Genomic DNA, 26,414 nt, shown 5'->3' with positions numbered 1-26,414 from the left:
GTGCCGGATCAGTGTCGGTGCCTCACGAAACACGAGTGCAATTCTGCGCGCCAGCCGTCATTGCAAGCCCGCATTGAGTCACGGTGGATTTCCCTATTTACCCCGCTTGAACTCAATAGATTTTCACAAGAAAAATTAGTTGTTTACAATCAATCTCTGCACTGGAAGGACGCTCGAATCACCTGTCTTCTGAATGCCTGAACGTCAATTACTAAAAATTTAGTTTGACACATACGCAAAAAATCGCTGATGCTGTTCTGCATCCGGTTCCCGCCGGAGAACCATAATTTTTGGGAGGAGACAGATGCGGAGACATCTACTTTCCGCAGTGGCGGCGGCTGCCGTCATTGCGGGGCACGGGTCCGCTTGGGCCGACGAAGCCGCAGCACAACGTTGGATCGACGACGAATTCCAGCCATCGACCTTGTCGAAAGACGAACAGATGGCCGAGATGCAATGGTTTATCCAAGCTGCACAGCCCTACGCTGGCATGGAAATCAACGTCCTGTCCGAAGGTATTCCGACGCATTCCTACGAGTCGGAGGTTCTGACCAGGGCGTTTGAAGAAATCACCGGCATCAAGGTCAATCACCAAATCCTTGGCGAAGGCGAAGTGGTCCAGGCTGTTCAGACCCAGATGCAGACAGGTCGGAACCTGTATGACGGCTATGTCAACGACAGTGACCTGATTGGTACCCACTCGCGCCTGCAACTGGCCTATCCACTGACCGACATGATGGGCGGCGACTGGGCGGCGACAACTTCGCCAACAATCGATCTGGATGACTTCATGGGCATTCAGTTCACCACCGGGCCGGACGGCAAGCTGTATCAGCTTCCCGACCAGCAGTTTGCGAACCTTTACTGGTTCCGCAAGGACTGGTTCGATGACGAGGCCAACAAGGCCGCGTTCAAAGAGAAATACGGCTATGATCTGGGCGTTCCGGTCAACTGGTCGGCCTATGAAGACATCGCCGAGTTCTTCACCAATGACGTGAAAGAAGTCGACGGCGTGGCGATCTACGGCCACATGGATTACGGCAAGCGCGCGCCTGACCTTGGCTGGCGCATGACCGACGCCTGGCTTTCGATGGCCGGTGCCGGTGACAAGGGCGAGCCGAACGGTATTCCGGTTGACGAATGGGGCATCCGCATGGAAGCGGGCACCTGTAACCCGGTCGGCGCCTCGGTGTCGCGCGGTGGTGCTGCAAATGGCCCCGCAGCGGTCTATGCGATCCGCAAATGGGACGAATGGCTGCGGGCCTACGCGCCTCCAGGTGCGGCGTCTTACGACTTCTACCAGTCGCTGCCGGCACTGAGCCAGGGCAACGTGGCCCAGCAGATTTTCTGGTACACCGCCTTTACCGCCGACATGGTGAAGCCGAAGTCCGAAGGCAACAACACCGTGGATGACGAAGGCACGCCGCTGTGGCGGATGGCGCCCAGCCCGCACGGCCCCTACTGGGAAGAAGGCCAGAAGGTTGGCTATCAGGACGTGGGTTCCTGGACGTTCCTGAAATCAACCCCCTCGGATCGTGCGCAGGCAGCCTGGCTTTATGCCCAGTTCGTTACGTCCAAGACTGTTGATGTGAAGAAGTCCCATGTGGGTCTGACCTTCATCCGCGACAGTTCGGTCAACCACGAGTCGTTCACGGAACGCGCATCCAAGCTGGGTGGTCTGGTCGAATTCTATCGCTCGCCTGACCGCGTGGCATGGTCGCCGACCGGCATCAACGTACCGGACTATCCAAAGCTGGCCCAGATCTGGTGGCAGCAGATCGGTGACGTGAACTCGGGCGCCTTCACCCCGCAAGAGGCGATGGACCGTCTGGCCGAAGAGATGGACATCACCATGGCCCGTATGCAGGCCGCGGATGAAAGTGCCGGTGTCTACGGTGGCTGTGGCCCGCGTTTGAATGAACCGCAGGACGACGCATTCTGGCTGGAAAAAGCGGGTTCGCCCAAGGCCAAGCTGGAAAACGAAAAGCCGCAGGGCCAGACCGTCAACTATGACGAACTGGTTAAGCGCTGGCAGTCCCAGTAAAAGCAACATCGTAGGCCGGGCTTAAGCCCGGCCTACCCCTGAATGCCCCGCGAGTTTCCCAGATGATCGAACTTCAAGACGCGACCAAACGGGTCGGCAACGTCATCCATATCAAGCCAACAAACCTGACGCTGCAAACCGGCCATTTCAACGTGCTATTGGGCGCGACAGGTTCCGGAAAAACGTCACTGATCAAGATGATGGCCGGGTTGGACCCGATCGCCTCGGGCAAGGTCCTGATGGACGGGCAGGACGTGACACGGTTGAACACGCAAAAGCGGCAGATCAGCCTGGTGCACCAGTTCTTCGTGAACTACCCGCATATGACCGTATTCGACAATATCGCCTCGCCTCTGCGCGTGGCTGGCATGGCCAAGTCCGAGATCGATGGCCGCGTGGAAGAGGCCGCCGATCTGCTGCAATTGCGCCCCATGCTCCACCGCCGCCCGCATGAGCTGTCGGGCGGGCAACAACAGCGAACCGCGCTGGCGCGTGCCATTGCAAAAGAAAGCCGCGCCGTCTTCCTTGATGAGCCGCTGGCGAATCTTGATTATAAACTGCGCGAAGAGTTGCGCGAACAACTGCCCGACCTGTTCGCTGGTCGCGGGGCCGTCGTTGTCTACGCCACCTCGGAGCCTGAAGAGGCATTGCTGCTGGGGGGCTACACCGCGCTGATGGAAGACGGCCGCGTGACCCAATTCGGCCCAACCACCGACATCTACCGTAATCCGGAAAACATTGCCGCGGCGCGTGTATTCTCGGACCCGCCTATCAATGTGGCTCGTATCACCGTTGCCAGCGCCCGGGCGCAATTGGCAGGCAATGTCGGCTGGGCAGTCTCGGACATGTCCGACGGGGAATATATGGTCGCCGTGCGCCCTCATCGCGTGACGCCAATTCGTACGTCTGACGCCGATGTCGAACTGACCGGACGTGTGATCGTGACCGAACTGTCAGGTTCTGATTCCAGCGCGCATTTCCAGCATGGTGATGAAGCCTGGGTTTCACTCGCCGCTGGTGTGCATCCCTATCAGGTCGGCGAAGATCACAGTTTCTATATGAACCCGGCGCATTGCCGGTATTTCAGCCAAGACGGCAAAAGGGTGGCCTGACATGGCACAGATCAAGCTTTCAAGCCTCCGACACAGCTATATGCCATCGCCAAAAGGCCCCGAGGACTATGCGCTGAAGGAAATCGACGTGACATGGCGCGATGGCGGGGCCTATGCGCTTTTGGGGCCATCAGGTTGTGGCAAGTCCACGCTGCTGAACATCATATCCGGTCTTCTTACCCCCTCGGAAGGCCGGATACTGTTCGATGATCAGGACGTCACCGCCCTGCCCCCGGACCAACGCAACATCGCGCAGGTCTTTCAGTTCCCGGTGATCTACGACACGATGACCGTGGGCGAGAACCTGGCCTTCCCGCTGAAAAACCGGGGGGTTGATCCTGCGACAATCAAGCGCCGTGTTCTAGAAATCGCCGAGATGCTGGATGTTACGGATATGCTGAACACCCGCGCATCGGGCCTGAGCCCGGACAACAAGCAGAAGATCTCGATGGGTCGCGGCCTTGTTCGCGACGACGTGAATGCGGTGATGTTCGATGAACCGCTGACCGTGATCGACCCGCACCTGAAATGGAAACTGCGATCCAAGCTGAAAGAGCTGCACCAGCGCGTGCAGGCCACAATGATCTACGTGACACACGACCAGACCGAGGCGCTGACCTTCGCCGACGAGGTGGTGGTAATGCAAGACGGTGAAGTGGTTCAGATCGGAACGCCGGTCGAACTGTTTGAACGGCCGCAGCACACATTTGTCGGCCATTTCATCGGCTCGCCGGGTATGAATGTCCTTCCGTGTGAAGCCAAAGGCGACCGCGCCGTATTTGAAGGGCACGAGGTCATGCTGGAAGGTCCCACACACGGTGACGGCGGCCGCACCGATTTGGGTATCCGCCCGGAATATGTAGGTTTCGGCGACACTGGCATTCCGGCACATGTGACCAAGGTCGCCGATATCGGCCGCCACTATGTGGTCAGCGCCGTGGTCGGCAACACCGCCCTCAAGGTCGTGACCGAACACAGTGTACCGGAACCGGGATCACAGGTCTTTTTGCAATTCAAACCCGAACATTCCCGCGTCTACCGCGACGGCTGGATCGCAACTCAGGAGCGGGTGCAATGAGAACGGAAAACCAAAAGGCGTGGTTCTTTGTCCTGCCCGTACTTGCGCTGGTAGCGTTCAACGCGCTGGTGCCTATGATGACGGTGGTCAACTACTCGGTGCAGGAAACCTTCGGCAACAACCAGTTCTTCTGGGAAGGACTGGGCTGGTTCGAACAGATCCTGCGATCCGACCGGTTTCAGGCAGCACTTGGACGGCAGTTTCTGTTCACCTTCCTGATCCTAATCATCGAGGTACCGCTGGGCATCATCGTCGCCCTGTCGATGCCGCGCAAAGGCTTTTGGGTGCCTGTCTGTCTGGTGCTGATGGCCTTACCGATGCTGATCCCTTGGAACGTTGTAGGGTCGATGTGGAACATCTTCACCCTGCCCAAGATTGGATTGCTGGGATATTTCCTGAATGACGTGCTAGGCATCAACTATGACATGACGCAACAGCCGCTTTCGGCCTGGATAACCGTCATCGTCATGGATGTGTGGCACTGGACGTCGCTGGTCGTGCTGCTGTGCTATGCGGGCCTCGTATCAATCCCCGACGCCTATTATCAGGCCGCCAAAATCGACGGCGCCAGCCCGTGGTCGGTGTTCCGCTATATCCAGCTGCCAAAGATGAAGACGGTTCTGACCATCGCGGTTCTGCTGCGGTTCATGGACAGCTTCAATATCTATACCGAGCCTTTTGTTCTGACCGGGGGCGGTCCCGGCAACTCGACCACCCTGCTGTCGATTGACCTTGTGAAGATCGCGCTGGGGCAGTTCGACCTTGGCCCGGCGGCAGCGATGAGCCTGATTTATTTCGCCATCACGCTGCTGGTGTCGTGGCTCTTCTACACCCTGATGACAAAGGACGACGCAGAATGAAAAAGCGGTCCATCATCCCGATCCTCTATATAGCGTTCCTGATGCTTCCGATCTATTGGCTGGTGGCGATGTCCTTCAAGACCACGAACGAGATCCTGTCGGGCTTTTCCTTGTTTCCCCAGACTTTTACGCTGGAAAACTATATCACCATCTTCACTGACCCGACGTGGTACTGGGGTTACATCAACTCGATTACCTATGTGACTCTGAACACAGTGCTTTCCGTCTGCGTTGCCCTGCCTGCGGCTTATGCGTTCTCACGCTATCGGTTCCTCGGCGACAAGCAGCTGTTCTTCTGGCTGTTGACCAACCGCATGGCCCCGGCGGCCGTGTTCGCCCTGCCATTCTTCCAGCTCTATTCGTCGATCCACCTTTTCGACACCTATCTGGCCGTGGCTTTGGCCCATACGCTGTTCAACGTGCCGCTGGCGGTGTGGATTCTGGAAGGGTTCATGCGTGGTATCCCAAAGGAGTTGGATGAAACCGCCTATGTGGATGGATATTCGTTCCCGCGCTTCTTCGTGACAATCTTCCTGCCCAACATCAAGGCAGGTGTCGGTGTCGCGGCGTTCTTCTGCTTCATGTTCTCATGGGTGGAAATGCTGCTGGCCAAGACCCTGACTGCGGTTGAGGCCAAACCCATCGCTGCCGTGATGACCCGCACAGCATCCAGTGCCGGGTACGAGTTGGGTCTGCTGGCCGCTGCGGGCACCCTGACCATCATCCCCGGTGCCATCGTCATCTGGTTTGTTCGCAACTACATCGCGCGTGGCTTCGCGATGGGACGTGTGTGAGGTTCGACATGCGAAAACTGCTTCTCACCCTCCCCTTCCTGCCCTCAGCAGCCTTTGCCCAGGCCAAGGCCGGATGGGGCAATGTCGGACAGGAGGCCGAAAAAGGGTTCTCGTGGACGGACCCCTTGTGGCCCGATTTCTGGATGGCATGGACACCTGCCACGCTGGCCGTGTTTGTCGGCATCTTCTCGGCCATAGCATGCATTGGCCTGCTGGAAGGTTTCAAGTTCCGCGACGGGATTGAACGACGCGGGGTTCTGGGGCTGACAACCACGCTAGGGGATCGCCTGTTCATTACCCTTCTGGGGTCCGCGTACATTTTCCTGGCGTGGCTTGGATTGGTCGGGCAACCGGTCTGGACACCGCTATTCCTGTCGATTGGCTGGGGCGTTTTTGTGTTCTGGAAAGTTTAGACTTTGAGAAATCGCGAAAGGATGCTTGTCTGTCAGGCATAGTAACCATGACGACACCGAGACCGATGCGAAAGAAAAAGACGACAAATCTGCTGACCGAGGTCGAACTGGAGTTCATGAACGAGCTCTGGGCCCTCGGGCAAGGCTCGGTGCGTGATGTCCTGGACCGCCTGCCGTCAGAACGCAACCTGGCCTATACATCCGGGGCCACGATCCTGCGCATTCTGGACGAGAAGGGTTTTGTGGAAAGCCAAAAGTCGGGAAAAACCCTGATCTATACGCCGCTTCTGGAAAAGGACAGATATCAGGCCCGTTCGCTGCAAAATCTGTCGCGCACGCTTTTTGACGACACCCCCGCCACACTGGTGGCGCGGCTGGTCGACGACGCGGGGCTGAGCGAAGCCGACCTGGAGGAAATTCGAGCACTGGTAGAGAGGAGACTGCAAAATGACAGCGGTTAGACCGGTTCTCGACGCATTCATCGAACTCAACATCGTGCTGGCCTTTTCGGCGGTCATCTGGCTGATGACCCGCACGGCCCTAAGCCGCACCGCACTGCGCAATGGCTATGTTGTACAGTTGCGGGCCCTCAAGACCCTGTGCATCTGCGTCCTTGCCAGCCCGTTTCTGGCGGTTTGCGTGTCGTCGCTGACGACCTACGCTTGGCCGGGCAGTGCCGTGGCCCTTGGTGATATCGCTGTTGCGGCCTATCTGCGCGGTGACATCGCAATGCCTGCGACGCAGTTTGAAGCACTGCTGAACACTCGCGAAAGGTGGGTAGATCTTGCATTGTCGGGACAGCAACCTGTGATCACCCTCGTTGCCGCCATACTTGCCTGTGTCGCTGCCGTGTACGCCGCGCGTGCCTTGCGGGACGCAATGGCGATCCGTCAGACTGTCAATTCCAGTTTTCTTTGGCGGCGGTCTGCCAAGGTGGATATTCGCCTGTCCGATCGCATCACCGTGCCGTTCGCCGTGCGCGGACTTCGCCGCCGCCACGTCGTTCTGCCTAGCCATTTGCTGGACACCCCGCGAGAGTTGCGTTTTGCGCTCGCTCACGAGTTTCAGCATATCCGTACTGGTGATGTGGAATGGGAACTGGGGTTTGAGCTGCTGCGTCCGCTTTTGTTCTGGAACCCTGCCTACCTGATGCTCAAGTATCAATTCGGCCGGCTGCGCGAGTTGGCCTGTGACCAGTCGGTTGTTGCGCGCAAACGGATTGATGCGCGGGAATACACGGCGTGCCTGCTGGACTATTGCGCCCGGACAATCTCAACCAACAGCCCACGCGTTCTGAATGTTGCTTTTGTGACAGGCGGCAAGGCAAAGCGCGTACTGCGGCAACGTGTAATCGCACTGACCGATGTTCAGCCTTCGGTACCCGCCTTGCCGGCATTGTTCCTCGGCATGACGCTGATCTTTGGCGCCCTTTTGGCTCTGGGGTCGGCCTCAATCCAGCAGACACGGGATTGGAGCCATGACCGCCTGATGCTGTCAACGGTGGTCAACTTGGAACGACTGGAGGCGCGCAATCAGGGGAACTGACCTGATCGCTTACCAGCCGCGACGCCCGAACAGCGAGTGAAGTCGCCCCTGATCGGTAAAAGGCTCGGGCGATTGCACGCGTTCCAGCCGCGCAACAACGCGCGCGACAAGAACCCATCCTATGACAGCAAAGATGACGCCCCCAAAAGCCTGCCCCAACAGAACGCCCGACGCCCCGGCGATTTGTGAGCCAATTGTGGCAAACACCCATGTGCCAATGGTGTGACGACCCCAGTTTATCCACGTGGAATAGACCGGATGGCCTAGATTGTTGAAACTGGCATTTGTCACAAAAATCACACCGTTGAAGAAAGAAGCCAATGCCAGCGGGCCACAGAACAAGTAAATTAGTACGCGCGTTTCCCCCTGGGCTGCGAACAAATTTGCAATTGGGGACCGCAGCAAAAACAAAATAGCCGACATGCAAAGAACATAGATTGCGGTGAACTTGATCCCGGCCAGAAACGCAGTGCGCACGCGATCAAATTTTTCTGCCCCGAAATTCTGCCCGATGATTGGCCCTATCGCGCCGGACAGCGCAAAGATGACCGAAAACGCCACCGGCAACAGCCGCCCGATCACCGCCATACCCGCAACTGCATCCGTTCCGAACTGCGCGATTTCCCGAACAACGATGGCATTCCCGATCGGCGTGGCGACGTTCGTCAGAACAGCAGGGATTGCGATGGCCCGCACGGGCCGAAAATCCTGTGCCACCTGTTTCATCGATGGGCGTGCAAACCCCTGATGCACCCGCAGCGCGGGCCATAAGGCTGCGCCCAACATACATAGCCGCGCCAGAACTGAGGCTATCGCGGCCCCATCCAACCCCAGTCCAACGGCAAATATCAAAATCGGGTCAAGAACTGCATTCACAACGCCGCCGTAAATCGTTGCCATCATTGATCGGCGCGCATCGCCGTGGGCGCGCAGCACAGCCATCGCCGCCATCGCAATCGACATCACCCACATAGTCGGCAGAATGATCGACACATAGCGCGTCGCCAGCCGCAAAACCTCGCCCTTTGCGCCAAGCAGCGACAGCAGAAAGCTGACGTTCAGCAGCACCAAAACGGAGGTTACCAACCCGACGATCAGCCCCAGCACGGCGACACTGGACGCGTATTGCCTTGCCTGTTCGACCCGCCCGCCGCCCAACTCACGCGCGACCAGCGCCCCGGCAGAAATCGACAGACCGATATTGATGGCGTTCGTAAAAAACAGCAGCGTCCCGGCATAACCTACCGCTGCGGCCAGCGCGTCGTTGCCCAGCATCGAGATAAAGACCATATCGACAAAATCGACAGCAAAGATCGCCATCAATCCAATGCTCGTGGTCAGCGACATGCGCGTCACATGCAGCATCAGGTTGCCACTTAGAAAGATTGCCTTACCTGATGATTTTTCCACCAATACTCTGGTCGTCCCACCTGCGCGACCCAGACGGGCCCATGATGCCACTGCGTTCGACAAGGGAAAGCCCCGGGCAACGCCTAAGTAAACTCACGCGTTTCCGGGGCTTTGTACACCGATTATTTCAGTTCAGGCTGAGCCGACAGGAATCACACAAAGCGGTTCACGTAATTCTCAAGCACTTCCTGACGCCCCGAGCGTGGCTGAGGATTGAGGTCTTCGGCAATCACCCGCGCTGCAATCTCGTCGAGGCCAGAGGTTAGCATCGCCTGAGCTTTAGGCGTTTTCCAGCCTGCATACCGGTCGGCCAGCGCCTGTTCCAGACCACCATCTTCAAGCATCGCAGCTGCCGCTTTCAGGCCCCGGGCACAGATATCCATCCCGCCCACATGCGCAGCGATCAGGTCTTCGGCGTCGATGGATTGCCTGCGAAGTTTAGCGTCGAAGTTGGTGCCACCCGTGGTAAACCCGCCCGCTTTCAGGATGTGGTAATAAGCCAGCGCGACTTCGGGCGTGTTGTTGGGGAACTGATCCGTATCCCACCCGGACTGGTAATCGTTCCGGTTCATGTCGATGGACCCAAGCATACCCTCAGCCGCAGCAACAGCGATCTCGTGTTCGAAACTGTGTCCTGCCAGGATTGCGTGCCCTTGTTCCAGGTTCAGCTTGACCTCATCCTCGAGGCCGTACTTGCGCAGGAAACCGATACAGGTTGCCGCATCGAAATCATATTGATGCTTGGACGGCTCCTGCGGTTTGGGTTCGACGAGGATCGTGCCTTTGAAGCCGATCTTGTGCTTGTACTCGACCACCATGTTCAGGAACCGGCCCATATGATCCAGTTCGGCCTTCATGTCGGTATTGAGCAGCGTCTCGTAGCCCTCGCGTCCACCCCAAAGCACATAGTTCTCGCCGCCCAGTTTGTGGGTCGCGTCCAAACAGGATTTCACCGTGGCGGCAGCGAAAGCAAAGACGTCGGGGTCGGGGTTGGTGCTGGCACCCCCCATCCAGCGACGGTGGCTGAACATGTTGGCCGTTCCCCACAACAGCTTGGTGCCGGATGCCTGCATCTTTTCACCGATATAATCGGTGATCTCATTCAGCGTGCGCAGATTGTCGGCGAAGTTCCCATGCTCAGGGCGGATATCCGCGTCATGCCAGCAGAAATAGGGCTGTCCCAGGATCTGAAACATCTCAAAGGCGATATCGGCCTTCATCTTGGCGCGGCCCATGTCGTCTTGCGGTTGCCATGGGCGTTCAAAAGTCGAGCCACCAAACGGATCCCCGCCTTCCCAGGCAAACGAGTGCCACCACGCCACGGCAAAACGCAGGTGATCCTCCATGCGCTTACCCATCACGATCTCGTCCGGGTTGTAGTGACGGAATGCGAGCGGGTTCTTACTGTTCTCGCCCTCGAATTGGACCTGCTCGATCCCCTGAAAGAAACCGCTCGTCATCTCTTTTGCCTCATTCCGTCTTTTCACCGGGCTTCTTGCCCAGAATGATCATCGACAGCAAATCGTCATCCGTGACATCAGCGATGTCGACTGTGCCAACCAGTTGCCCGTTTTTCATGACCGAAGCCCGGTCGCACAACTCCATTACTGCATGCACATCGTGGTCGATCAGGAAAATTCCGATCCCTTGCGCCTTGAGCTGCTGGATCAGGTCCGCCACCATCTGTGTTTCGTGCGGGCCAAGCGCGGCTGTGGGCTCGTCCATGATCAGGATGCGCGCATTGAAATATACCGCACGCGCTATGGCCACCGACTGCCGCTGACCACCGGATAGCGCCGAGACCGGGTCGTTGAACTTCTGAAAGTTCGGGTTCAGCTGTGCCATGATCTTGCGGCATTCGGCCTCCATCGCGGCATCGTTGACCAGCCCGAAAGGCGTTACCATTTCCCGCCCCAGGAAAAGGTTCGAACTTGCATCCAGATTGTCCGCCAAGGCCAGCGTCTGATAGATCGTCTCGATATTGTTGGCACGCGCATCGCGGGGGTTGTTGATCTCAACCTTCTTGCCGTCGATCAGGATCTCTCCGTGGTCCTTCTGATAGGCACCCGAAAGCACCTTGATCAGCGTGGATTTACCGGCCCCATTGTGGCCTAGAAGGCCCACAACCTCGCCCTGGTACAGATCGACCGAGACACGGTCCACCGCTTTGATACCGCCGAACGAAATCGAGATATCGCGCATTTCGACAAGCGGAGGCTGGCCGGACCCACGGCCCGAAGTTTGGTTCTGTGTTTCTTGTGCTTGCATCATTTCGCTCCCAGACGTTTGCGATAGACGATGTCGATATAGACGGCCAAAACCAGAACGGTGCCCACGACGATGTTCTGAAACGGTGCGTCCACGCCAACCATGGCCATGCCCGATTGCAGCGCCTGCATGATCAGCGCGCCAAGGATCGCGCCGTAAATCGTACCGATACCGCCAGACAGCGCCGTGCCGCCGATCACGGCCGCAGCAATCACGCGCAGCTCATCCAATGTGCCGATGTCGTTCGAGTGGTTGGCCAGACGGGCCGAGGCCACGACCGCCGACAGCGCACACAGGAACCCCATCAGGGCAAAGATCTTGACGGTCATCATGCGAGTGTTGATGCCCGACAATTCCGCCGCATCCGGGTTGCCCCCCGTGGCAAAGATATAGCGGCCAAATCGGGTTTTGCGGGCCACAACAGTCAAGGTTACCGCAACAAGGATCAGGATCAGAACCGAGATCGGGATACCATAACCCACAACAAGCCCTTCAGGCATGGTCTCGCCCCGCGCTTCGAACATACGTTCCAGCCTGCGTGTGGGGATCGAGTAACTGTTTACGATCAAGACATAGCCCATAATGGCGATGCCAATGATCCCCGCCAAAGTTGTTTCAGCCCAAACCGGTTTCACAGGGAACCCATGGGCAGCCTTGGAGCGGCGTCCGCTCCACAACGCCCAGACCGCAATAGCGGTGGCGGCAAGGCCGAACAGAAGGCTGACCGTTGTACCCAAGGTCCCGTTGGTTCCGCCAAAAATCAGGAACGTGCTGTCCAGCGGGCCGATTGTCTGGCCGTCTGTCATGTACCAGGCGACGTTGCGCCAGACCAGAAAACCGCCAAGCGTCACGATAAAGGCCGGTATTGTCAGATAGCCTACCATCCAACCGTGGAATGCGCCGATCAAGGTTCCGACTGCGAGGCCGACAACAAGGGTGATTGCCCAAGTCGCCGGGTGATTTAAACCTAACCCCAGCACGTTCGGCAAAAGCTCGGTTTGGGTCATCGCCATGACGGCGGATGTGGTCGCCAGCAGCGCGCCGACCGAAAGATCAATGTGGCGCATCACGATAATGAACACCATGCCGCAGGCCATTATCGCAACCGAGACGGTCTGGATCGACAGGTTGAACAGGTTTCTGGGCGTCAGAAAACGGCCATCCGTTACGATGTTGAAGCCGATGCACAGGATGATGAAGGCGCCGATCATGCCCAATAGCCGCATGTCCAGTTCCAGTTGCTGGAACAGGTTGGCCTTTGCTTTTTGGGGTACCGGCTGAGACGAAGTTTCGGTCATATCCGATCTTTCATGTTCAGCTATGGTCTCTGGCCCGGCCTTGCGGGCCAGAGACGTTATGGTTTGGAGACTTGACTTAGTTGCAGGGTGCAGGGCCGTTTTCGACGCCCTGGCACAGGTCTTCCAGCGGAATCCAGCCAGCATCGACCACAACGGAAAGGTTGTCTTTTGTGATCGGCACAGGCGCCAGGAAGACTGACGTCATCTCGGTTCCACCTGGCGAAGTCCAGCTGACCGCGCCTTCGACGTCCGCCGCAGCCGTTCCACCGCTCAGCGCGACCGCGATTTCACCTGCGGCCTTGCCCAGCTCACGTGCGTCTTTCCAGACCGAAACGGTTTGCGTGCCTTTGGCCACCCGGTTCAGCGCCGCATGGTCGCCATCCTGACCCGACACCGGAATGCCGTCCATACCTTGTGCGGTCAGTGCAGCAACTACACCGCCTGCGGTTCCGTCATTTGACGCGACCACAGCATCAACTTTGTTTTCGTTGGCCGTCAGGATCTGTTCCATGTTGCGCTGCGCGTTCGCAGGCAGCCAGCCGTCGGTATAGGCTTCGCCAACGATCACAATGTCACCACTGTCAACAGCGCCCTGAATGATCTCCTGTTGACCACCGCGCAGGAAATCCGCGTTCGGGTCGGTGGGCGAGCCCTTGATCATCACATAGTTGCCTTTGGGCATGGCGTCGAACACCGCACGCGCCTGCATACGACCGACTTCGACATTGTCGAAAGTCAGGTAGAAGGCCCGATCATCTTCGATCAGACGGTCATATGCGATGACTGGGATACCTTCGTCGGCCGCTGCCTGAACAGCCGGTCCGATGGCCTGGGAATCCTGCGCCAGAATGATCAGCGCATCAACGCCCTGGGCGATCAGGCTTTCAATATCCGACAATTGCTTGGCCGACGACGATTGCGCATCTGCCGAAATATACTCGGCACCGCCTGCCTCAAGCGCGGCTTTGATCGCCGCTTCGTCGGTTTTCCAGCGCTCTTCCTGGAAGTTCGACCAGCTGACACCGACCGTGGTTTCTGCAAACGCAACCGTCCCCATCAGGACGGCCACAGCAGAAGCGCTGAGAATTCGTTTCATGATTTCCTCCCGGTTTATCGAGCCATCGCTTCATGATTCGTGGCTCTCACAATTCTGAGTATCATATTTATTTCAGTCAGTAAAATATTTATGCTACCGGAAAGAAGAAAAACCGCTTACGCTTAGGAAATCACCAGATTCGCGAGGGCAGGATGCTGAAAAGCAAGGTTTCTTCAAACGCTACGGATCAACGAAACATCACCCGTTTGCGTGTGCTGGAACAAATCCGGTCGACCGGCGCGATATCGCGGATCGACATTGCAAGCGCGCTTGAGACCAGCCCAGCGACAGTGACGGCGGCAACGTCAGATCTGCTTTCAGCTGGTCTGATTCAGGAAATCGAAAGCGAAACACCGTCAAAATCCGCGCGCCGCGGCAGACCACGTGTGCTGCTGAAGCTGCATGGCGGATGTCACCTGATTGCCGGTGTAAAAGTGGCCCGGCACCAGATTTCAGTCATCTTGGTCGATTTTGAAGGCACCGAGATCACCTCTTACACTCATCCGTTGGAGGAGGCCCGGATGGCCCCGGAGGCGTTTGCAAAAAAGATATGCGCGGCGCTGGAACAGGCCTGCGTCTCTGCAAGCAAGTCCCTGACAGACGTCTCCGGCGTCTGCATAGGCATTGCCGGACTGGTCGACGCAGAGCGGAACTTTGTACATTGGTCATCTTCGCTGACAGTGCGCAACGTGGATCTGAGCCCGCTTCTGTCTCAAGTGCTCCCCTGCCCCGCGTTCATCGAGAATGACGCTAATCTGGTTGCAAAGGCCGAACAGCTTTTCGGGCTTGGCAAAGGGTTGAAGAACTTTCTGGTTGTCACGATAGAACACGGCATTGGTCTGGGCATTGTGTTGGATGGCAAGCTATATCGCGGCGAGCGCGGCTGCGGTGCGGAATTCGGGCATGTCAAAGTTCAGCTGGATGGCGCGTTATGTCAGTGCGGGCAGCGCGGATGCCTTGAAGCTTATGTTGGGGAATATGCCCTGATCCGCGAGGCAACCATTGCCAGCCAGGCTACTGACCCGCACACTCTTGCTGATATTCACGCAGCTGCCCAATCCGGTGATGCCCGGTCCATTTCCGTTTTGTCCCGCGCTGGCCAGATGTTTGGAATGGGGCTTTCCAACCTAATCAATCTGTTCGATCCGGAATGTATCATCCTGTCCGGCACCCGAGGCAGCTTTGAATACCTGCATTCCGACGCAGTGATGACCCGCATCAATAACGGTGTTGTCAGCGTTGACGCGCCGCTGCCTGAAATCAACGTAAACCATTGGGGGGATTCAATGTGGGCAAAAGGGGCGGCGGCCTATGGGATCGAACAAGTCTCGATTTTGAAAGTCAGGGAACTGGCGGAAAATGCGAGTTGAACTGACGATCCTGCTAGCGACAGCGTCTGCCGCCTTGGCTGACATCAGCCTGCCACAGTTTCACAGCATCGACGTCCCCAGCCATGTTTACGACGGCGGGTGGGAGCATTTCGTCGGCGGAGGCGTTGCCGTTTTTGACTGCAACGGCGATGATCGGCCCGAGCTGTTTGCCGCAGGAGGAACTAATCCGGCTCAATTGTTTGTCAACACATCAGGACCCAATGTCAGTTTTCGGTCAGAAACGCCAAGCGCACTGTCTCTGACCGGCGTGACCGGCGCTTACCCACTGGATATCGATGGAGACGGGTTTGTGGACCTGGCAGTATTGCGCGTTGGTGAAGACGTTTTGTTGCGTGGCAAACCAAATTGCGCATTCGAACCGTTCACCTCGTTGAATTTCCAGTCTCAGGATCACTGGACCACCGGATTCTCCGCCACCTGGGAAAGCGGTCAAACCCTGCCGACACTGGCTTTTGGAACATATGTCGACCGAACCAACCCCGATGGCCCGTTTGAAGCCTGCGGGCCAACGCTTTTGTATCGCCCCGAAGGGGCGGCCTATGGCCCACCTCTCCACCTGGTACCGGGACATTGTTCCTTGTCCATTCTGTTTTCCGACTGGGCGCGCACCGGGCGCGCGGATCTGCGTGTCAGTAACGACCGACATTACTATGTGCGCGGCGGGCAAGAGCAGCTTTGGGCTATGGAAGACACGCCACGCCTTTACGCGCCGGAAGATGGGTGGCTGCCCTATTCGATCTGGGGCATGGGGATTGCATCAAGGGATATATCAGGGGACGGCTTCCCGGATGTTTACCTGACCTCGATGGGGGACCAGAAGTTTCAGATCTTTGATCCCACTGCCGAGGGGCCGACATGGCGCGACGCGACTTATGACCGGGGAACAACGGCGCACAGGCCACATGTTGGTGGCGATGGCCGCCCCTCAACCGGCTGGCATGCGCAGTTCGGCGACGTCAATAACGACGGGCGCGACGACATATTTGTCGCCAAGGGCAATGTCGAACAGATGCCCGATGCAGCGCAAACTGACCCCAACAACCTGTTGCTGCAATCCGCAGATGATCAGTTTTTCGAGGCTGCCTCAGCGGCGGGTGTCGCCTCTATGGGCAAGTCCCGCGGTGGAGCCCTGGCGGACCTGAACGAGGATGGATCGCTTGATCTGATCGTGGTCAATCGCGGGTCAGCGCTTGAAGTATTTCAGAACGAACAACAACTTGGAAACTGGGTTCAGGTTGATCTTGGCCAGGATCGTTCCAACCGCGCAGCTGTCGGCAGCTTCATCGAGGTCAAAACCACCGACGGAATTCAAACACGGGAAGTGACCATTGGCGGCGGTCACGCAAGCGGCATCTCAGGGCTTCATCACTTTGGCCTGGGCAACGCGGACGAACTGGCGCTGCGGGTTATCTGGCCAGACGGCACAGTTGGTGATTGGCAGACCTTCAAAAGCAATCAGGTGCTTCGCATCGACCGATGATCATTGATCAACAGGCAAACCGCTGGGCACATGCGCAGGCACACCTAGCCGGACTGCCGGGTCTTCCAGTGTGCTGAGGAAACTCAGAATGGCGTTCACCTCGTCATCACTCAGGCTGATTGGGGCCAGTTCATTCGACGCTGCAATCGCCTCGATCAACGTGGGGTCGAGCAAGGCTTTTTGATCTTCCGCGCCCGGAAACTCTGGCAACGCTGTTTTTTCGACCGAGTAGCTGCGCAAAGCTGCGACCGGATCCAGATGATGACGGACAACATCTTCAAGCCGCGCGTAGGCTCCGTTGTGACCATAGGGTGCCGTCAGGGTTACATTACGCAAGGATGGCGTGCGAAATGTGAAGGCGTCATCCGCATTGCCCGTAACACGCAATCGCCCGTCATCGCGAACATGGTTCTCGAACCGGGCGGCTTTTCCCGGCCCGATTTGCGGCATGGCGATTGAATGAAACCCATGATCCGTCTGGAACCAGCCGGAATGGCAGGTGCTGCACCCGGCCTTGCCGTAAAAAAGGTCGAGCCCCATTTGCGCCTGCTCGGGCAGCTCCTCTTTCCCTTGCATCGCGCGATCAAACAGGCTGTTGTCAGCGCGCCATTCAAAAGCGATGAAATCAGCAATGATATTGGCGATTGCGGTAAAAGTGATCTCTTCTCCGGGCGCGAGCTGGTCAAAGCGTGTCCTGTATTCCGGGATTGCGGCAACACGCGCCGCGATAAGGTCCCATGCGCCGTCCTTTTGGGTCAGCAAACCAAGACGTACGGCTTTGCTCACTTCGTTTTCCGAATAGTGGCCCGCCATTTCGTCAGCCGACAAGACCGGGAACATCGCCTGCGCGGCCAGTGCAGATTGGAAGCCCGGCCTCATATCTGTGCCCAAGGGCGTTCTGAACCCGTCAGGCTGTGACGGGTCTGCCTCAAGACGCCCGTCATGAAAGAAGGTGGTGAATTCCAGCGCCCCAAGGTTCCACAGCCCCGGTGCATTTCGGGGAATGCGCTGCTCGGGCATGTTTTCCTGATCAAGCCTGCGCGCTGCCCCCAGCCCCACACCGCCTTCACCGATACCCAGAGACAGCGCGTCTGACGTTCCCAGTTTCGGATGATGACAAGTGGCGCAGCTGATGTTTTTGTTCCCCGACAGGATCGGGTCGTAAAACAGCAACTGTCCCAGTTCGACCTTGGCAAGGTCCGGTTCTACAAATTGAGGAAGCGGCCCGAGGTCCTGCGCCTGCGCCGCCGACAGTGTCACGCAAAAGGCCAGAGCATACACCGATATCCCAACTCTCATACCTGATCCCCTGAGATTTCCAACGTCAGAACTTGTTTATAGGGTTTGTCCGGAGAATAGATGACGGACGGAAACAAGGGGTGGTTCACAGCGTCCGTGTAACCGGAAGGCTCAATGCAAAGCCCTGCGCATGGCGTGAAAGGATCAGACAGGTGCACGGCGGAATAGACCTGCGCGCCGGGCTGATCAGAGTAAACATTCATGCGCAAACCTGACGGTGTTTCAACCGTTGCAACCGGTCGATTTGATTTGCCCGCCTCTTCAAACACGAAGTAGTGGTCAAGGCCACGCCCCTCATCACCGATAACGCGCTCGGATGAGAAATCCAGCGCTTGCGTTTCAAGCTCATTCACGACGCCTGTCGGAATGGAGCTGTCGTCCAACTCCAGTACCCGCTTGGAATTCAGTGTCAAACGGTTGTCAAGAATACCGCTTTGACATCCCAGAGAATAGTAATTGTGCTGCGCGATACTGATCGGTGTAGACCGGTCCGGCCATGCGGTGATCGTGTAAGTCAGCCGTGGAAAAGCCAGCTCGACATGAATCTCGAACCTGATTTCTCCGGGAAAACCATCATCGCCGTCAGGTGACGTCAACGACAGAACCGCACGGTTCGGCTTGGTCTTCCTGATAATCCAGTGGCTGCGCGACAGCCCGAGCGCACCGCCATGCAGCGTGTTTTCCCCCTCATTCGCTGTCAGGCGATAAGCGGCATCCTGCATTTTAAACGTTGCGCCACCGATCCGATTGGCGACGCGACCCACGATTGCGCCTATGTAATACGGGTCCGCCAAGTATTCCTGCGGGTCTGGATAGCCCAGGATCAAGGGCGTTTCACCGATCCACCACCCTTGTGTGATCGCACCATAACTCAGCAGCGAGACCGACATCACACCATCTAACAGAACAACCTGTTCGATTGGTACTGAAGTGACGTCCTTCATCATGACGCAGACAGGGGGGATAGAGCCGCATAAAATTGGCGGTATCTTTGATATTCAGCCTCATAGGCGTCGAATAACCCCACGCGCGGTTGAACTATTTCAGAGATTTCTGGCGATGTCATGAGCTCCGCCGGATCTGCAACTTTTACTGCGCAGGCCGCAAGGCGTGCCGCGCCTATGGCGGCTCCGAATTCACTACCTTTAGGCAAGGCAAGCGGGATGTTCAGAACAGTTGCCAGCGTCTCGACCCAGAAACGGGATCGTGCGCCCCCACCGACGACCATCAGGCTTTCAGGCTTGGTTCCCGTGCTCCTGAGGGCTTCAAGGCAATCTCGCAGCGCGAACGAGACACCTTCCATCACGGACTGTGCAAGATCCTCTGGATCCGACGCAATATCCAGCCCCATAAACGCCCCCCGGATAGCGCTGTCATTATGAGGGGTACGTTCCCCCGACAGATATGGCAGGAACTTGGTCTTCGACGGCCCGGTGACGGTATCCGGCAACGCCGATGCGAGTGCACCAACGGATTGGCCGAGGTTCCGGGACAGCCAGTTCAGACTGTTGGTCGCCGACAGGATGACACCCATTTGAATCCAGTGGTCCGGCACCGCGTGGCAGAAGCAGTGAACCGCCGTTTCCGGTGCGGGCGCGTAACTGTCCTTGGCAACCAGCAGCACACCCGACGTTCCCAGCGATAGAAAACCGCTGCCTTCGGCGATACTTCCTATACCACAGGCAGCCGCGGCGTTGTCGCCTGCCCCGCCCGCAACGACTACGGGTCCGGTCAGGCCCCAGTGCTGCAATATCTCCGCCCTCAGCTCGCCCCCGACGGCGCTGCCTTCGACCAGTTCGGGCATCTGATCCCGGCGCATGTGGCTGAGCTCAAGCGCTGTTTCCGACCATTTCCGACGTCCGACGTCCAACCACGCTGTACCCGCGCTGTCGGACATTTCACTTATGTATTCTCCGGTCAGCCAGAAGCGTAAATAGTCTTTGGGGAGCAAGACTTTGGAGGTTTTTTCGAAAACGTCAGGTTCATGCCTGCGCATCCATTCCAGCTTGGGCGCAGTGAAGCCGGGAAAAACGATGTTTCCGGTGATCGATCGCATCGCGGAAAGCGCATCCAGTTCGGCAGCTTCACGGGCAGACCTTGTGTCGTTCCAAAGGACACAGGGCCTCAATACGCTACCATTTCGGTCCAGAAGCGTTGCGCCATGCATATGCCCGCTCAGACCTATGCCCCGCACTGCCGAAAACGCAGCGCTGTTTTGCCCCTGCAACTGGGCAACGACCTTTTGACACGCTTCAACCCAATCCGCAGGTTCCTGCTCTGACCAGCCCGGATGCGGTGTCGATGTGTTCACGCTCGCTTCGGCCTCGGCAACGACGTCACCGTCTTCACTGACCACAATTCCCCGAAGACCTGACGTCCCCAAATCAAGACCGAGATACACCTGCTCCTCCCATTTGTAAGCCGCAATACTGAGGCCACAGAAACCCAGTTTTGCAAAGGCATCAGGTTTCACTGGCACAGTTTGCGCTAACATCACAAGGTGAAACAAGACAAGGAATATAAAAATGATGTCGTCCTGGACAGCACTGAATGACCCGGACCCAGACAGCGACCAATACGAAGGTGCCCGATAAGAGGTGACCTGAACTAAGCCGCGGGAGAAATTTTTTGCGATTGTCTGGCGACATGTTTCCGTAAAAACTTCGAAATGTTCTCGTCTTACTGATTTCGGGCAGGCAAAGCTTCTGACACCATGATCAGCCGCAAGAAGGAAATCGGCGAATGAAATCACATGCCAAAGTTGTTGTCGTTGGCGGCGGATGTGTGGGCGCGTCCCTTCTGTATAGTCTGACACAGCACGGCTGTAGCGATGCGGTGATGCTGGAACGAACCACGCTGACCTCAGGCTCGACCTGGCATGCCGCCGGCCTGCTGGTCACCTTCGTGCGGTCCCATAACGTGTCGAAGATGACGATGGAAACCATCCGCATCTATTCAGAAGTCGAACAGAAGATGGGTACGTCGGTAGGCTTGCGCAAAGTGGGTCAGCTGCGCGTTGCCAACACCCAGAAACGTTGGGATGAATTCCAGTCATATATCTCGATTGCCGAGGCTGCAGGTGTGCCCTGCAAACTGCTGACGCCCGCGGAAATTGCCGATGTTCATCCCCTTCTGAACCAGTCTGAGCATATTCGCGGCGGTATCCTGCATACCGAGGACGGCTATGTGAACCCGGCCGACATCACCATGGCAATGGCAAAGCTGGCGCGAGATGCGGGCGCCACAATCTATCAGAACACCGAAGCACAGGCGTATGAAAAGCTGGAAAGCGGTCATTGGAAAGTGACCACCAATCAGGGAGAGATCACGTGCGAGCATCTGGTTTTTGCCACCGGCAACTATGCCCGTGAAAATGCCCGGCGCGTTGGGCTGGACCTGCCCTGCATTCCCATCGTTCACCAGTACTGGACCACGGAAACCGTTCCGCTGCTCAAGGAACGTCGCGCGCAGGGTTTGCCCGAGTTCCCGATCCTGCGGGATGAGGATTACGGCGCATATCTACGCGAAGATGTCGGCGGCATTCAGTTCGGGCCCTATGAGTTCACCAAGGACCTGAAGCTGTTTGCCGAAGACAGCGTGCCACCTGACTTTGGCGCAGACCTCTTGCCCGAGGATTTCGATGCCGTGGAAACCCAATGGGAACGGGCTATTGAGCGGGTTCCGGTCCTTGGCGAGGTGGGCATCAAGGCCAACACGCGCGGACCCTTCCAAATGACGCCGGACGAATTGCCACTTGCCGGGCCAGCGCCAGGGCACAATAACCTGTGGCTGGCCGAAGGGATGCCCGGCGGCATTCTGTGGGGCGGCACCGTGGGCGAACGGCTGGCCCGTTGGATCGTCGACGGTGATCCGGGCATGGACATGTCGGAACTGGACCCGCGCCGTTTCTCGGACTACGCCTCTAAACGCTGGACCATGGACAAGGTTCGCGAAACCTGGGGCACACATATGAACGCGCATATCCCCGGCGAAGATTTCCCGGACGCGCGCCCAATGAAAACCGTGGGGTCTTACGATCTGCTGACGGCGCATGGCGCAGTCTGGACCAGCTTCAACGGCTATGAATTCCCGCGCTGGTTCGCCAAATCGCCGCAAGAGGCGATCCCTGAACATTCTTTCCGCCGCACCAATCACATGGAACGCGTTCAGGAGGAAGTGCACACCACCCGCGAAGAGGCCGGGTTCATCGAGATGTCGCCAATGACCAAGTTTACTGTACGCGGTCCCGGCGCCGCGCGGTGGCTGGATGGTCTGATGGCAAACAAACTGCCTAAAGTGGGCCGGATGAGCCTGTCGCTGTTGTTGAACGCAAAAGGTGGCATGGATGCGGAATACACAGTTGTCCGTTATGCCGAGAATGATTTCTATCTGGTCTCTACCCCGAATTGGCGCGCCTATAACTGGGATCACCTGCAACGTCTGCTACCACAAGATCAAACGGTTATCCTTGAAGACGTTTCGGAACAGTTGGGTGTGATCGCTCTGGCGGGTCCCAAGGCGCGCGAGATTTTGCAACCGCTGACCGACAACGATTTGACGAACGCAGCTTTTCCCTGGCTCTCTGCACAAAAAGGTGAAGTTGGTTATGCCAAAGACGTTCACCTGCTTCGGGTATCTTACACAGGCGAGCTGGGCTGGGAACTGCACCATCCGGTCGGGTATAACCGCCATCTTGTCGACCTGCTTTTGAAAGCCGGTGTAAAACCCTTCGGGCTTGAGGCGTTGGAGTCCATGCGCCTTGAAAAATCCTATCGCGCCATCAACCGTGAGATTTGCAAGGACATGACACCATATGAGGCCAGCCTTGATCGGTTTGTCGTCACCGAGGGACGCGAGTTCATCGGAAAAGCGGCGCTGGAGAAGCAGAGATACGAGGGCAATCACAAACGGCTGGTCACGTTGAAACTTCCCTTTGGCGAAACTTCGGTGATGTTCGATGAAGGTGTTTATGCAAACGGTGAACTGATTGGTCGCGTTACGTCGGGTGGGTTTTCTTATTATTGCAACCACGACATAGCGATGGCACTTGTACCAAACGACATGACCTTGCCGGGTGCACGGATGCAGGTGCTGGTCCATAACGAAATGCGCGATGCCGAGGTGATCGATACTTGCGCCGTTGATCCCACCAACGCACGTGCGCGTGCCTGACCCCAGAAGTAAAAAGACTGGATTTGAAAAGATGACCGAACAATCGACCAAAACGCTTTCTCTTGCCGAGGTTCGGGCGCTGGCGAAATCCGTACTTGTTTCTGCCGGAGTCAATGCACAGGGCAGCGATATTCTGGCCGACATTGTTACCCGGTCCGAGCGGGACGGCCCGCGCAGCCACGGATTGCGTATGCTGCCGGTCTATGTCCAAAGCTTCACCTCGGGCTATGCAAACGGCAATGCGAAGCCAAAGATCGAAAAGGCTGCCCCGGGCGTTCTGCGCTGTGACGCCGATAACGGGTATTATCAGGTCGCGGCAGCCGAAGCCCGCGACATGTTGATCGAAATGACGCGGGAAAACGGCATTGCCGCTTTCACCTGCGCAAATTGCCACCATCTGGGCGCGTTAAGGTTTGACACCGAACCGCTTGCCGAAGCTGGTCTGGTGGCTTTCGCCGTGATCAACTCATTGTCCATGGTGGTGCCGCAAGGCGGGGTGCGCCCGGTATTTGGCACCAACCCGATGTCTTTTGCCTGTCCGCGCGAGGGCGGTGCGCCGATAGTCTGGGATCAGGCGTCTTCAATGGTTGCTTTGATGGATATCCGCATGGCCGCAGCCGAGGGGCACGACCTGCCCCACCCTGCCGGTCTGGACCCTGACGGCGCACCCAGTACGGACCCGAACGCTATCCTGGAAACCCGCAGCCTGTTACCTTTTGGCGAGCACAAGGGCGCCGCAATCGCTTTCATGGTTGAAGTGTTGGGTGCCGCCCTGGCTGGTGGAACCCTTTCCGTGAACAATCAAGAACGTGAGGCGTTCGGAGCCCTTAACATCAAAGGCGGTGCAACACTGATTGCGATTGATCCGACGCGGTTCGGCAACGAGGCCTTCAATCAATATATCGCGCGCATTTGCTCAGAAATTGTCGGTAATGGGGACGCCCGTGTTCCGGGTGATGGGCGTCTGGCCAAACGGGCGGCAGCCGAGGCTGACGGTGTTGAGGTCAGCACCGAGGTTCTGGCCGCGTTAAACGCGTCCTGAAATACCCGCGCTCAGCTTTCTGGCTAGAGGGCCATCCTACGACACGGGCGGCTTCAAGCGTCAATGCAGCTTTGCACAGGCGGTAATCTTGCCGAACCAAGCACGGATGCGACAGTCCATTCTCCCCTCGTAACGGCGGTCCATTGCGGTCTAAGGCGTCGCACTTATCTACCGCCGCCCGCAACAAATAGCCTGGAGAAGAAGTCAAACAAGTCAGCGTGACACTCTAATGGCAGGATATGCGCCACATATTGGTCCGGCCTGACGACGACCATACAACCCTTTCTCCGGTCAATTCCGCGCATTTCGTAGATGTCTTCACGCCTCTTGTGATCAACGCAAAAAACCTTCTCGAAGTCGCGCAGGCCATACCTGCCCTTCTCGGGTTTCAAAAGAGACGGCATATCCTCATAATTCAGCGATATGATATCCTGCGGGAAGATGGCCCGTAGGTCTAACAAACCGTCGATGTCTTCGTCAGGGCGCACAAACCGTCGCAGAGGAGAGTTCGGATCGCTTTGCAAAACCTCGCAAAGCTGATGGATCGATCCGCCTTGCGTACCTGCGTCTCCCTGTCCTGCGAAGGCATAGAGCCTCCAGCGCGCATCCGCTTCGGCCACATGCCCCAGTTGCATGGGCATGGCATCTGCAAGCCGGACAACTGGTGCTGAATGAAATCGCTTGCCTATAACCAGCCCACGCGCCAGATGCTGGTGAACCGGTTCGGCGACCAAGTCCGAAGGCCCATAGTGAACCGAAAGCCCGCCGGTGAACTCCAGATTTTCGATAAACTGTTTTTGAATTCGGGGCATATCGGTGCCGTCAAGCTCTGACTCGCCCGGAGGCGCACTCATGATCCGGGCCCATTTATGGTCGGTTTCGACCAGTCTTTTGGCCTCTTGCAAACGCTCGGCCGAGTAGCTGTGAAGAAGATCAGGCTTTGACCTTCCTGTCAGCACATGCACCAGTTTCCAGCCCAGGTTAAAAGTATCGCCCATCGACACGTTCATCCCCTGACCCGCCTTGGGGCTATGCGTGTGGCAGGCGTCGCCCGCCGTGAAAACGCGCGGGGTGCGTGTAGCAACTTCATGCTTAGGAACATCGTCGAACTTGTCGGTCAGCCTGTGGCCAATCTCGTAGACCGACCACCAAACGACTTCTTTTACGTCGATGGAATAAGGACGCATGATCCGGTTCGCGGCAGCGATGATATGGTCAGCCGTCAGATTGCGGTTGGCGATCCGCTCATCCGGGTTCAGTTTGTCAAGCTCGACATACATTCGGAACAGGTATCCGCCCTCGCGCGGAAGGATCAGAACGTTTCCTTCCGATGCCGATTGAACAAGGCATTTCCGCCGCAAATCGGGAAAATCGGAATTCGCCAGAATGTCCATCACGCCCCACGCCTGATGTGCGGCATCGCCTTGCAGCTTACCCCCTATAGCCTTGCGCACATTGCTGCGTGCACCGTCACAGCCTACGACATAGTTGGCACGTATTGTAAGCCGTTCAACAACGCCGCCATCATCGCCCAGACGTTCAAGCTCTGCCGTTACGGGGTGATCCGTGGAACCGGTATCAATCGTCAAATCGCTGACACGAAGCCCGTAATGGGGTTGCAGCCGCGTTGGAGCGTTTCTCATCACATCCAGAAACAGCTCATGAATCCGGGCCTGATTCATCAAGGTATGTGGCATCTCGGATTGATCGTCGGCAACGTCCTGCAACGTGCCCACCCGGCGGATGTGGCCTGGGCTTGCGGGATCGGGCGTCCAGAATGCCGTTTGGTTGACCCAATACGCTTCGCGCTTCACTTTCTCAGCGAAACCGAGCGCCTGAAACATCTCCATCGAGCGGACGTTGACGCCATCCGCCTGGCCTTTCTCCATTGGACCCGGCTTTTGATCCACGATCATTGTCGAAATTTCGGCGAACCCGGCCAGCTGCGCCGCGAGGCAAAGCCCGGCCGGTCCACAACCCGCGATCAAAACATCAACCTTTTCGGGGATGGATGCGGGGTGGTTGTGGTGATCGGGGCGACCGGGGCGACCGAACGCAGCCGGTTTGATATCCGGGTCACCCGGACGAAATCCATCATCGTAATATTGCATT

21 protein-coding genes are annotated in these 26,414 nt (G+C 57.3%); 12 read left to right on the top strand and 9 right to left on the bottom strand.

Annotation, left to right across the window (positions count from 1 at the left end; genetic code table 11):
- Positions 1-304: 304 nt before the first annotated feature.
- The 8 genes from ACR0AM_RS05675 (at position 305) to ACR0AM_RS05640 (ending at position 7,846) form a co-directional block, all read left to right on the top strand.
- On the top strand, positions 305-2,044 hold the full coding sequence (locus ACR0AM_RS05675) for an ABC transporter substrate-binding protein (RefSeq protein WP_480622365.1): 1,740 nt from the start codon (positions 305-307) through the stop codon (positions 2,042-2,044).
- A 62-nt stretch (positions 2,045-2,106) separates the two neighbouring features.
- Positions 2,107-3,156 (top strand): ABC transporter ATP-binding protein, encoded by a 1,050-nt coding sequence (locus ACR0AM_RS05670; RefSeq protein ID WP_480622364.1) that lies wholly within the window; start codon positions 2,107-2,109, stop codon positions 3,154-3,156.
- A 1-nt stretch (position 3,157) separates the two neighbouring features.
- Positions 3,158-4,234 carry an ABC transporter ATP-binding protein gene (locus ACR0AM_RS05665; protein WP_480622363.1) on the top strand — a complete coding sequence of 359 codons (1,077 nt, stop codon included), beginning with the start codon at positions 3,158-3,160 and terminating at the stop codon, positions 4,232-4,234.
- Positions 4,231-5,094, top strand: coding sequence for a carbohydrate ABC transporter permease (locus ACR0AM_RS05660; protein ID WP_480493503.1), 864 nt, complete (start codon positions 4,231-4,233; stop codon positions 5,092-5,094). Before ACR0AM_RS05665 ends, ACR0AM_RS05660 begins: the two co-directional genes overlap by 4 nt.
- Positions 5,091-5,888, top strand: coding sequence for a carbohydrate ABC transporter permease (locus tag ACR0AM_RS05655; RefSeq protein WP_155139158.1), 798 nt, complete (start codon positions 5,091-5,093; stop codon positions 5,886-5,888). The genes ACR0AM_RS05660 and ACR0AM_RS05655 overlap by 4 nt, the downstream gene beginning before the upstream one ends.
- Positions 5,889-5,896: 8 nt before the next feature.
- Positions 5,897-6,301, top strand: a complete 405-nt coding sequence (locus ACR0AM_RS05650; protein ID WP_480486089.1) for a DUF2160 domain-containing protein — start codon at positions 5,897-5,899, stop codon at positions 6,299-6,301.
- A 65-nt stretch (positions 6,302-6,366) separates the two neighbouring features.
- On the top strand, positions 6,367-6,762 hold the full coding sequence (locus ACR0AM_RS05645; protein WP_480476368.1) for a BlaI/MecI/CopY family transcriptional regulator: 396 nt from the start codon (positions 6,367-6,369) through the stop codon (positions 6,760-6,762).
- Entirely contained in the window at positions 6,749-7,846 is a 1,098-nt protein-coding gene (locus ACR0AM_RS05640; RefSeq protein ID WP_480554620.1) for a M56 family metallopeptidase, read from the top strand. Before ACR0AM_RS05645 ends, ACR0AM_RS05640 begins: the two co-directional genes overlap by 14 nt.
- 9 nt (positions 7,847-7,855) lie before the next feature.
- Here ACR0AM_RS05640 and ACR0AM_RS05635 read toward each other — a convergent pair whose 3' ends face one another.
- From ACR0AM_RS05635 to xylF, 5 genes are all read right to left on the bottom strand, one after another.
- Positions 7,856-9,256, bottom strand: coding sequence for an MATE family efflux transporter (locus ACR0AM_RS05635; protein ID WP_480622362.1), 1,401 nt, complete (start codon positions 9,254-9,256; stop codon positions 7,856-7,858).
- A gap of 152 nt (positions 9,257-9,408) precedes the next feature.
- Complete coding sequence (xylA, locus tag ACR0AM_RS05630; protein WP_480622361.1) at positions 9,409-10,716, bottom strand: xylose isomerase; 1,308 nt, start codon at positions 10,714-10,716, stop codon at positions 9,409-9,411.
- 10 nt (positions 10,717-10,726) lie between these two features.
- Complete coding sequence (locus tag ACR0AM_RS05625) at positions 10,727-11,524, bottom strand: ATP-binding cassette domain-containing protein (RefSeq protein ID WP_480622360.1); 798 nt, start codon at positions 11,522-11,524, stop codon at positions 10,727-10,729.
- Complete coding sequence (locus tag ACR0AM_RS05620) at positions 11,524-12,822, bottom strand: sugar ABC transporter permease (protein WP_267364641.1); 1,299 nt, start codon at positions 12,820-12,822, stop codon at positions 11,524-11,526. The genes ACR0AM_RS05625 and ACR0AM_RS05620 overlap by 1 nt, the downstream gene beginning before the upstream one ends.
- Positions 12,823-12,898: 76 nt before the next feature.
- Entirely contained in the window at positions 12,899-13,918 is a 1,020-nt protein-coding gene (xylF, locus tag ACR0AM_RS05615) for a D-xylose ABC transporter substrate-binding protein (protein WP_267364640.1), read from the bottom strand.
- 152 nt (positions 13,919-14,070) lie between these two features.
- Between xylF and ACR0AM_RS05610 the strand changes: the two genes are divergently transcribed.
- Together ACR0AM_RS05610 and ACR0AM_RS05605 are read left to right on the top strand one after the other, a co-directional pair.
- Complete coding sequence (locus tag ACR0AM_RS05610) at positions 14,071-15,288, top strand: ROK family transcriptional regulator (protein ID WP_480493513.1); 1,218 nt, start codon at positions 14,071-14,073, stop codon at positions 15,286-15,288.
- Entirely contained in the window at positions 15,278-16,789 is a 1,512-nt protein-coding gene (locus tag ACR0AM_RS05605) for a CRTAC1 family protein (protein ID WP_480622359.1), read from the top strand. The genes ACR0AM_RS05610 and ACR0AM_RS05605 overlap by 11 nt, the downstream gene beginning before the upstream one ends.
- Here the strand turns inward: ACR0AM_RS05605 and ACR0AM_RS05600 are convergent, their stop codons facing one another.
- From ACR0AM_RS05600 to xylB, 3 genes are read right to left on the bottom strand one after another with little or no spacing between them, the layout of a single operon-like run.
- Entirely contained in the window at positions 16,790-18,088 is a 1,299-nt protein-coding gene (locus ACR0AM_RS05600) for a cytochrome-c peroxidase (protein ID WP_480622358.1), read from the bottom strand.
- The gene (locus ACR0AM_RS05595) at positions 18,085-19,035 is read right to left on the bottom strand and encodes an aldose epimerase family protein (protein ID WP_480622357.1); all 951 of its coding nucleotides are present in this window, start codon (positions 19,033-19,035) and stop codon (positions 18,085-18,087) included. Before ACR0AM_RS05595 ends, ACR0AM_RS05600 begins: the two co-directional genes overlap by 4 nt.
- Positions 19,032-20,489 (bottom strand): xylulokinase, encoded by a 1,458-nt coding sequence (gene xylB / locus ACR0AM_RS05590; protein WP_480622356.1) that lies wholly within the window; start codon positions 20,487-20,489, stop codon positions 19,032-19,034. The genes ACR0AM_RS05595 and xylB overlap by 4 nt, the downstream gene beginning before the upstream one ends.
- Positions 20,490-20,830: 341 nt before the next feature.
- Here xylB and ACR0AM_RS05585 point away from each other — a divergent pair, with 341 nt between their 5' ends.
- Positions 20,831-23,260, top strand: a complete 2,430-nt coding sequence (locus ACR0AM_RS05585) for a GcvT family protein (protein ID WP_480622355.1) — start codon at positions 20,831-20,833, stop codon at positions 23,258-23,260.
- Positions 23,261-23,291: 31 nt separating this feature from the next.
- Positions 23,292-24,302 carry an Ldh family oxidoreductase gene (locus tag ACR0AM_RS05580; RefSeq protein ID WP_480622354.1) on the top strand — a complete coding sequence of 337 codons (1,011 nt, stop codon included), beginning with the start codon at positions 23,292-23,294 and terminating at the stop codon, positions 24,300-24,302.
- A gap of 164 nt (positions 24,303-24,466) precedes the next feature.
- Here the strand turns inward: ACR0AM_RS05580 and ACR0AM_RS05575 are convergent, their stop codons facing one another.
- Entirely contained in the window at positions 24,467-26,413 is a 1,947-nt protein-coding gene (locus ACR0AM_RS05575; protein ID WP_480622353.1) for an FAD-dependent monooxygenase, read from the bottom strand.
- Position 26,414: the final 1 nt, after the last annotated feature.

The organism is Ruegeria sp. AD9 (genome assembly GCF_056542305.1).
The sequence above is the reverse complement of the archived record's forward strand: the minus strand, read 5'-3'. Positions and strand labels throughout refer to the sequence as shown.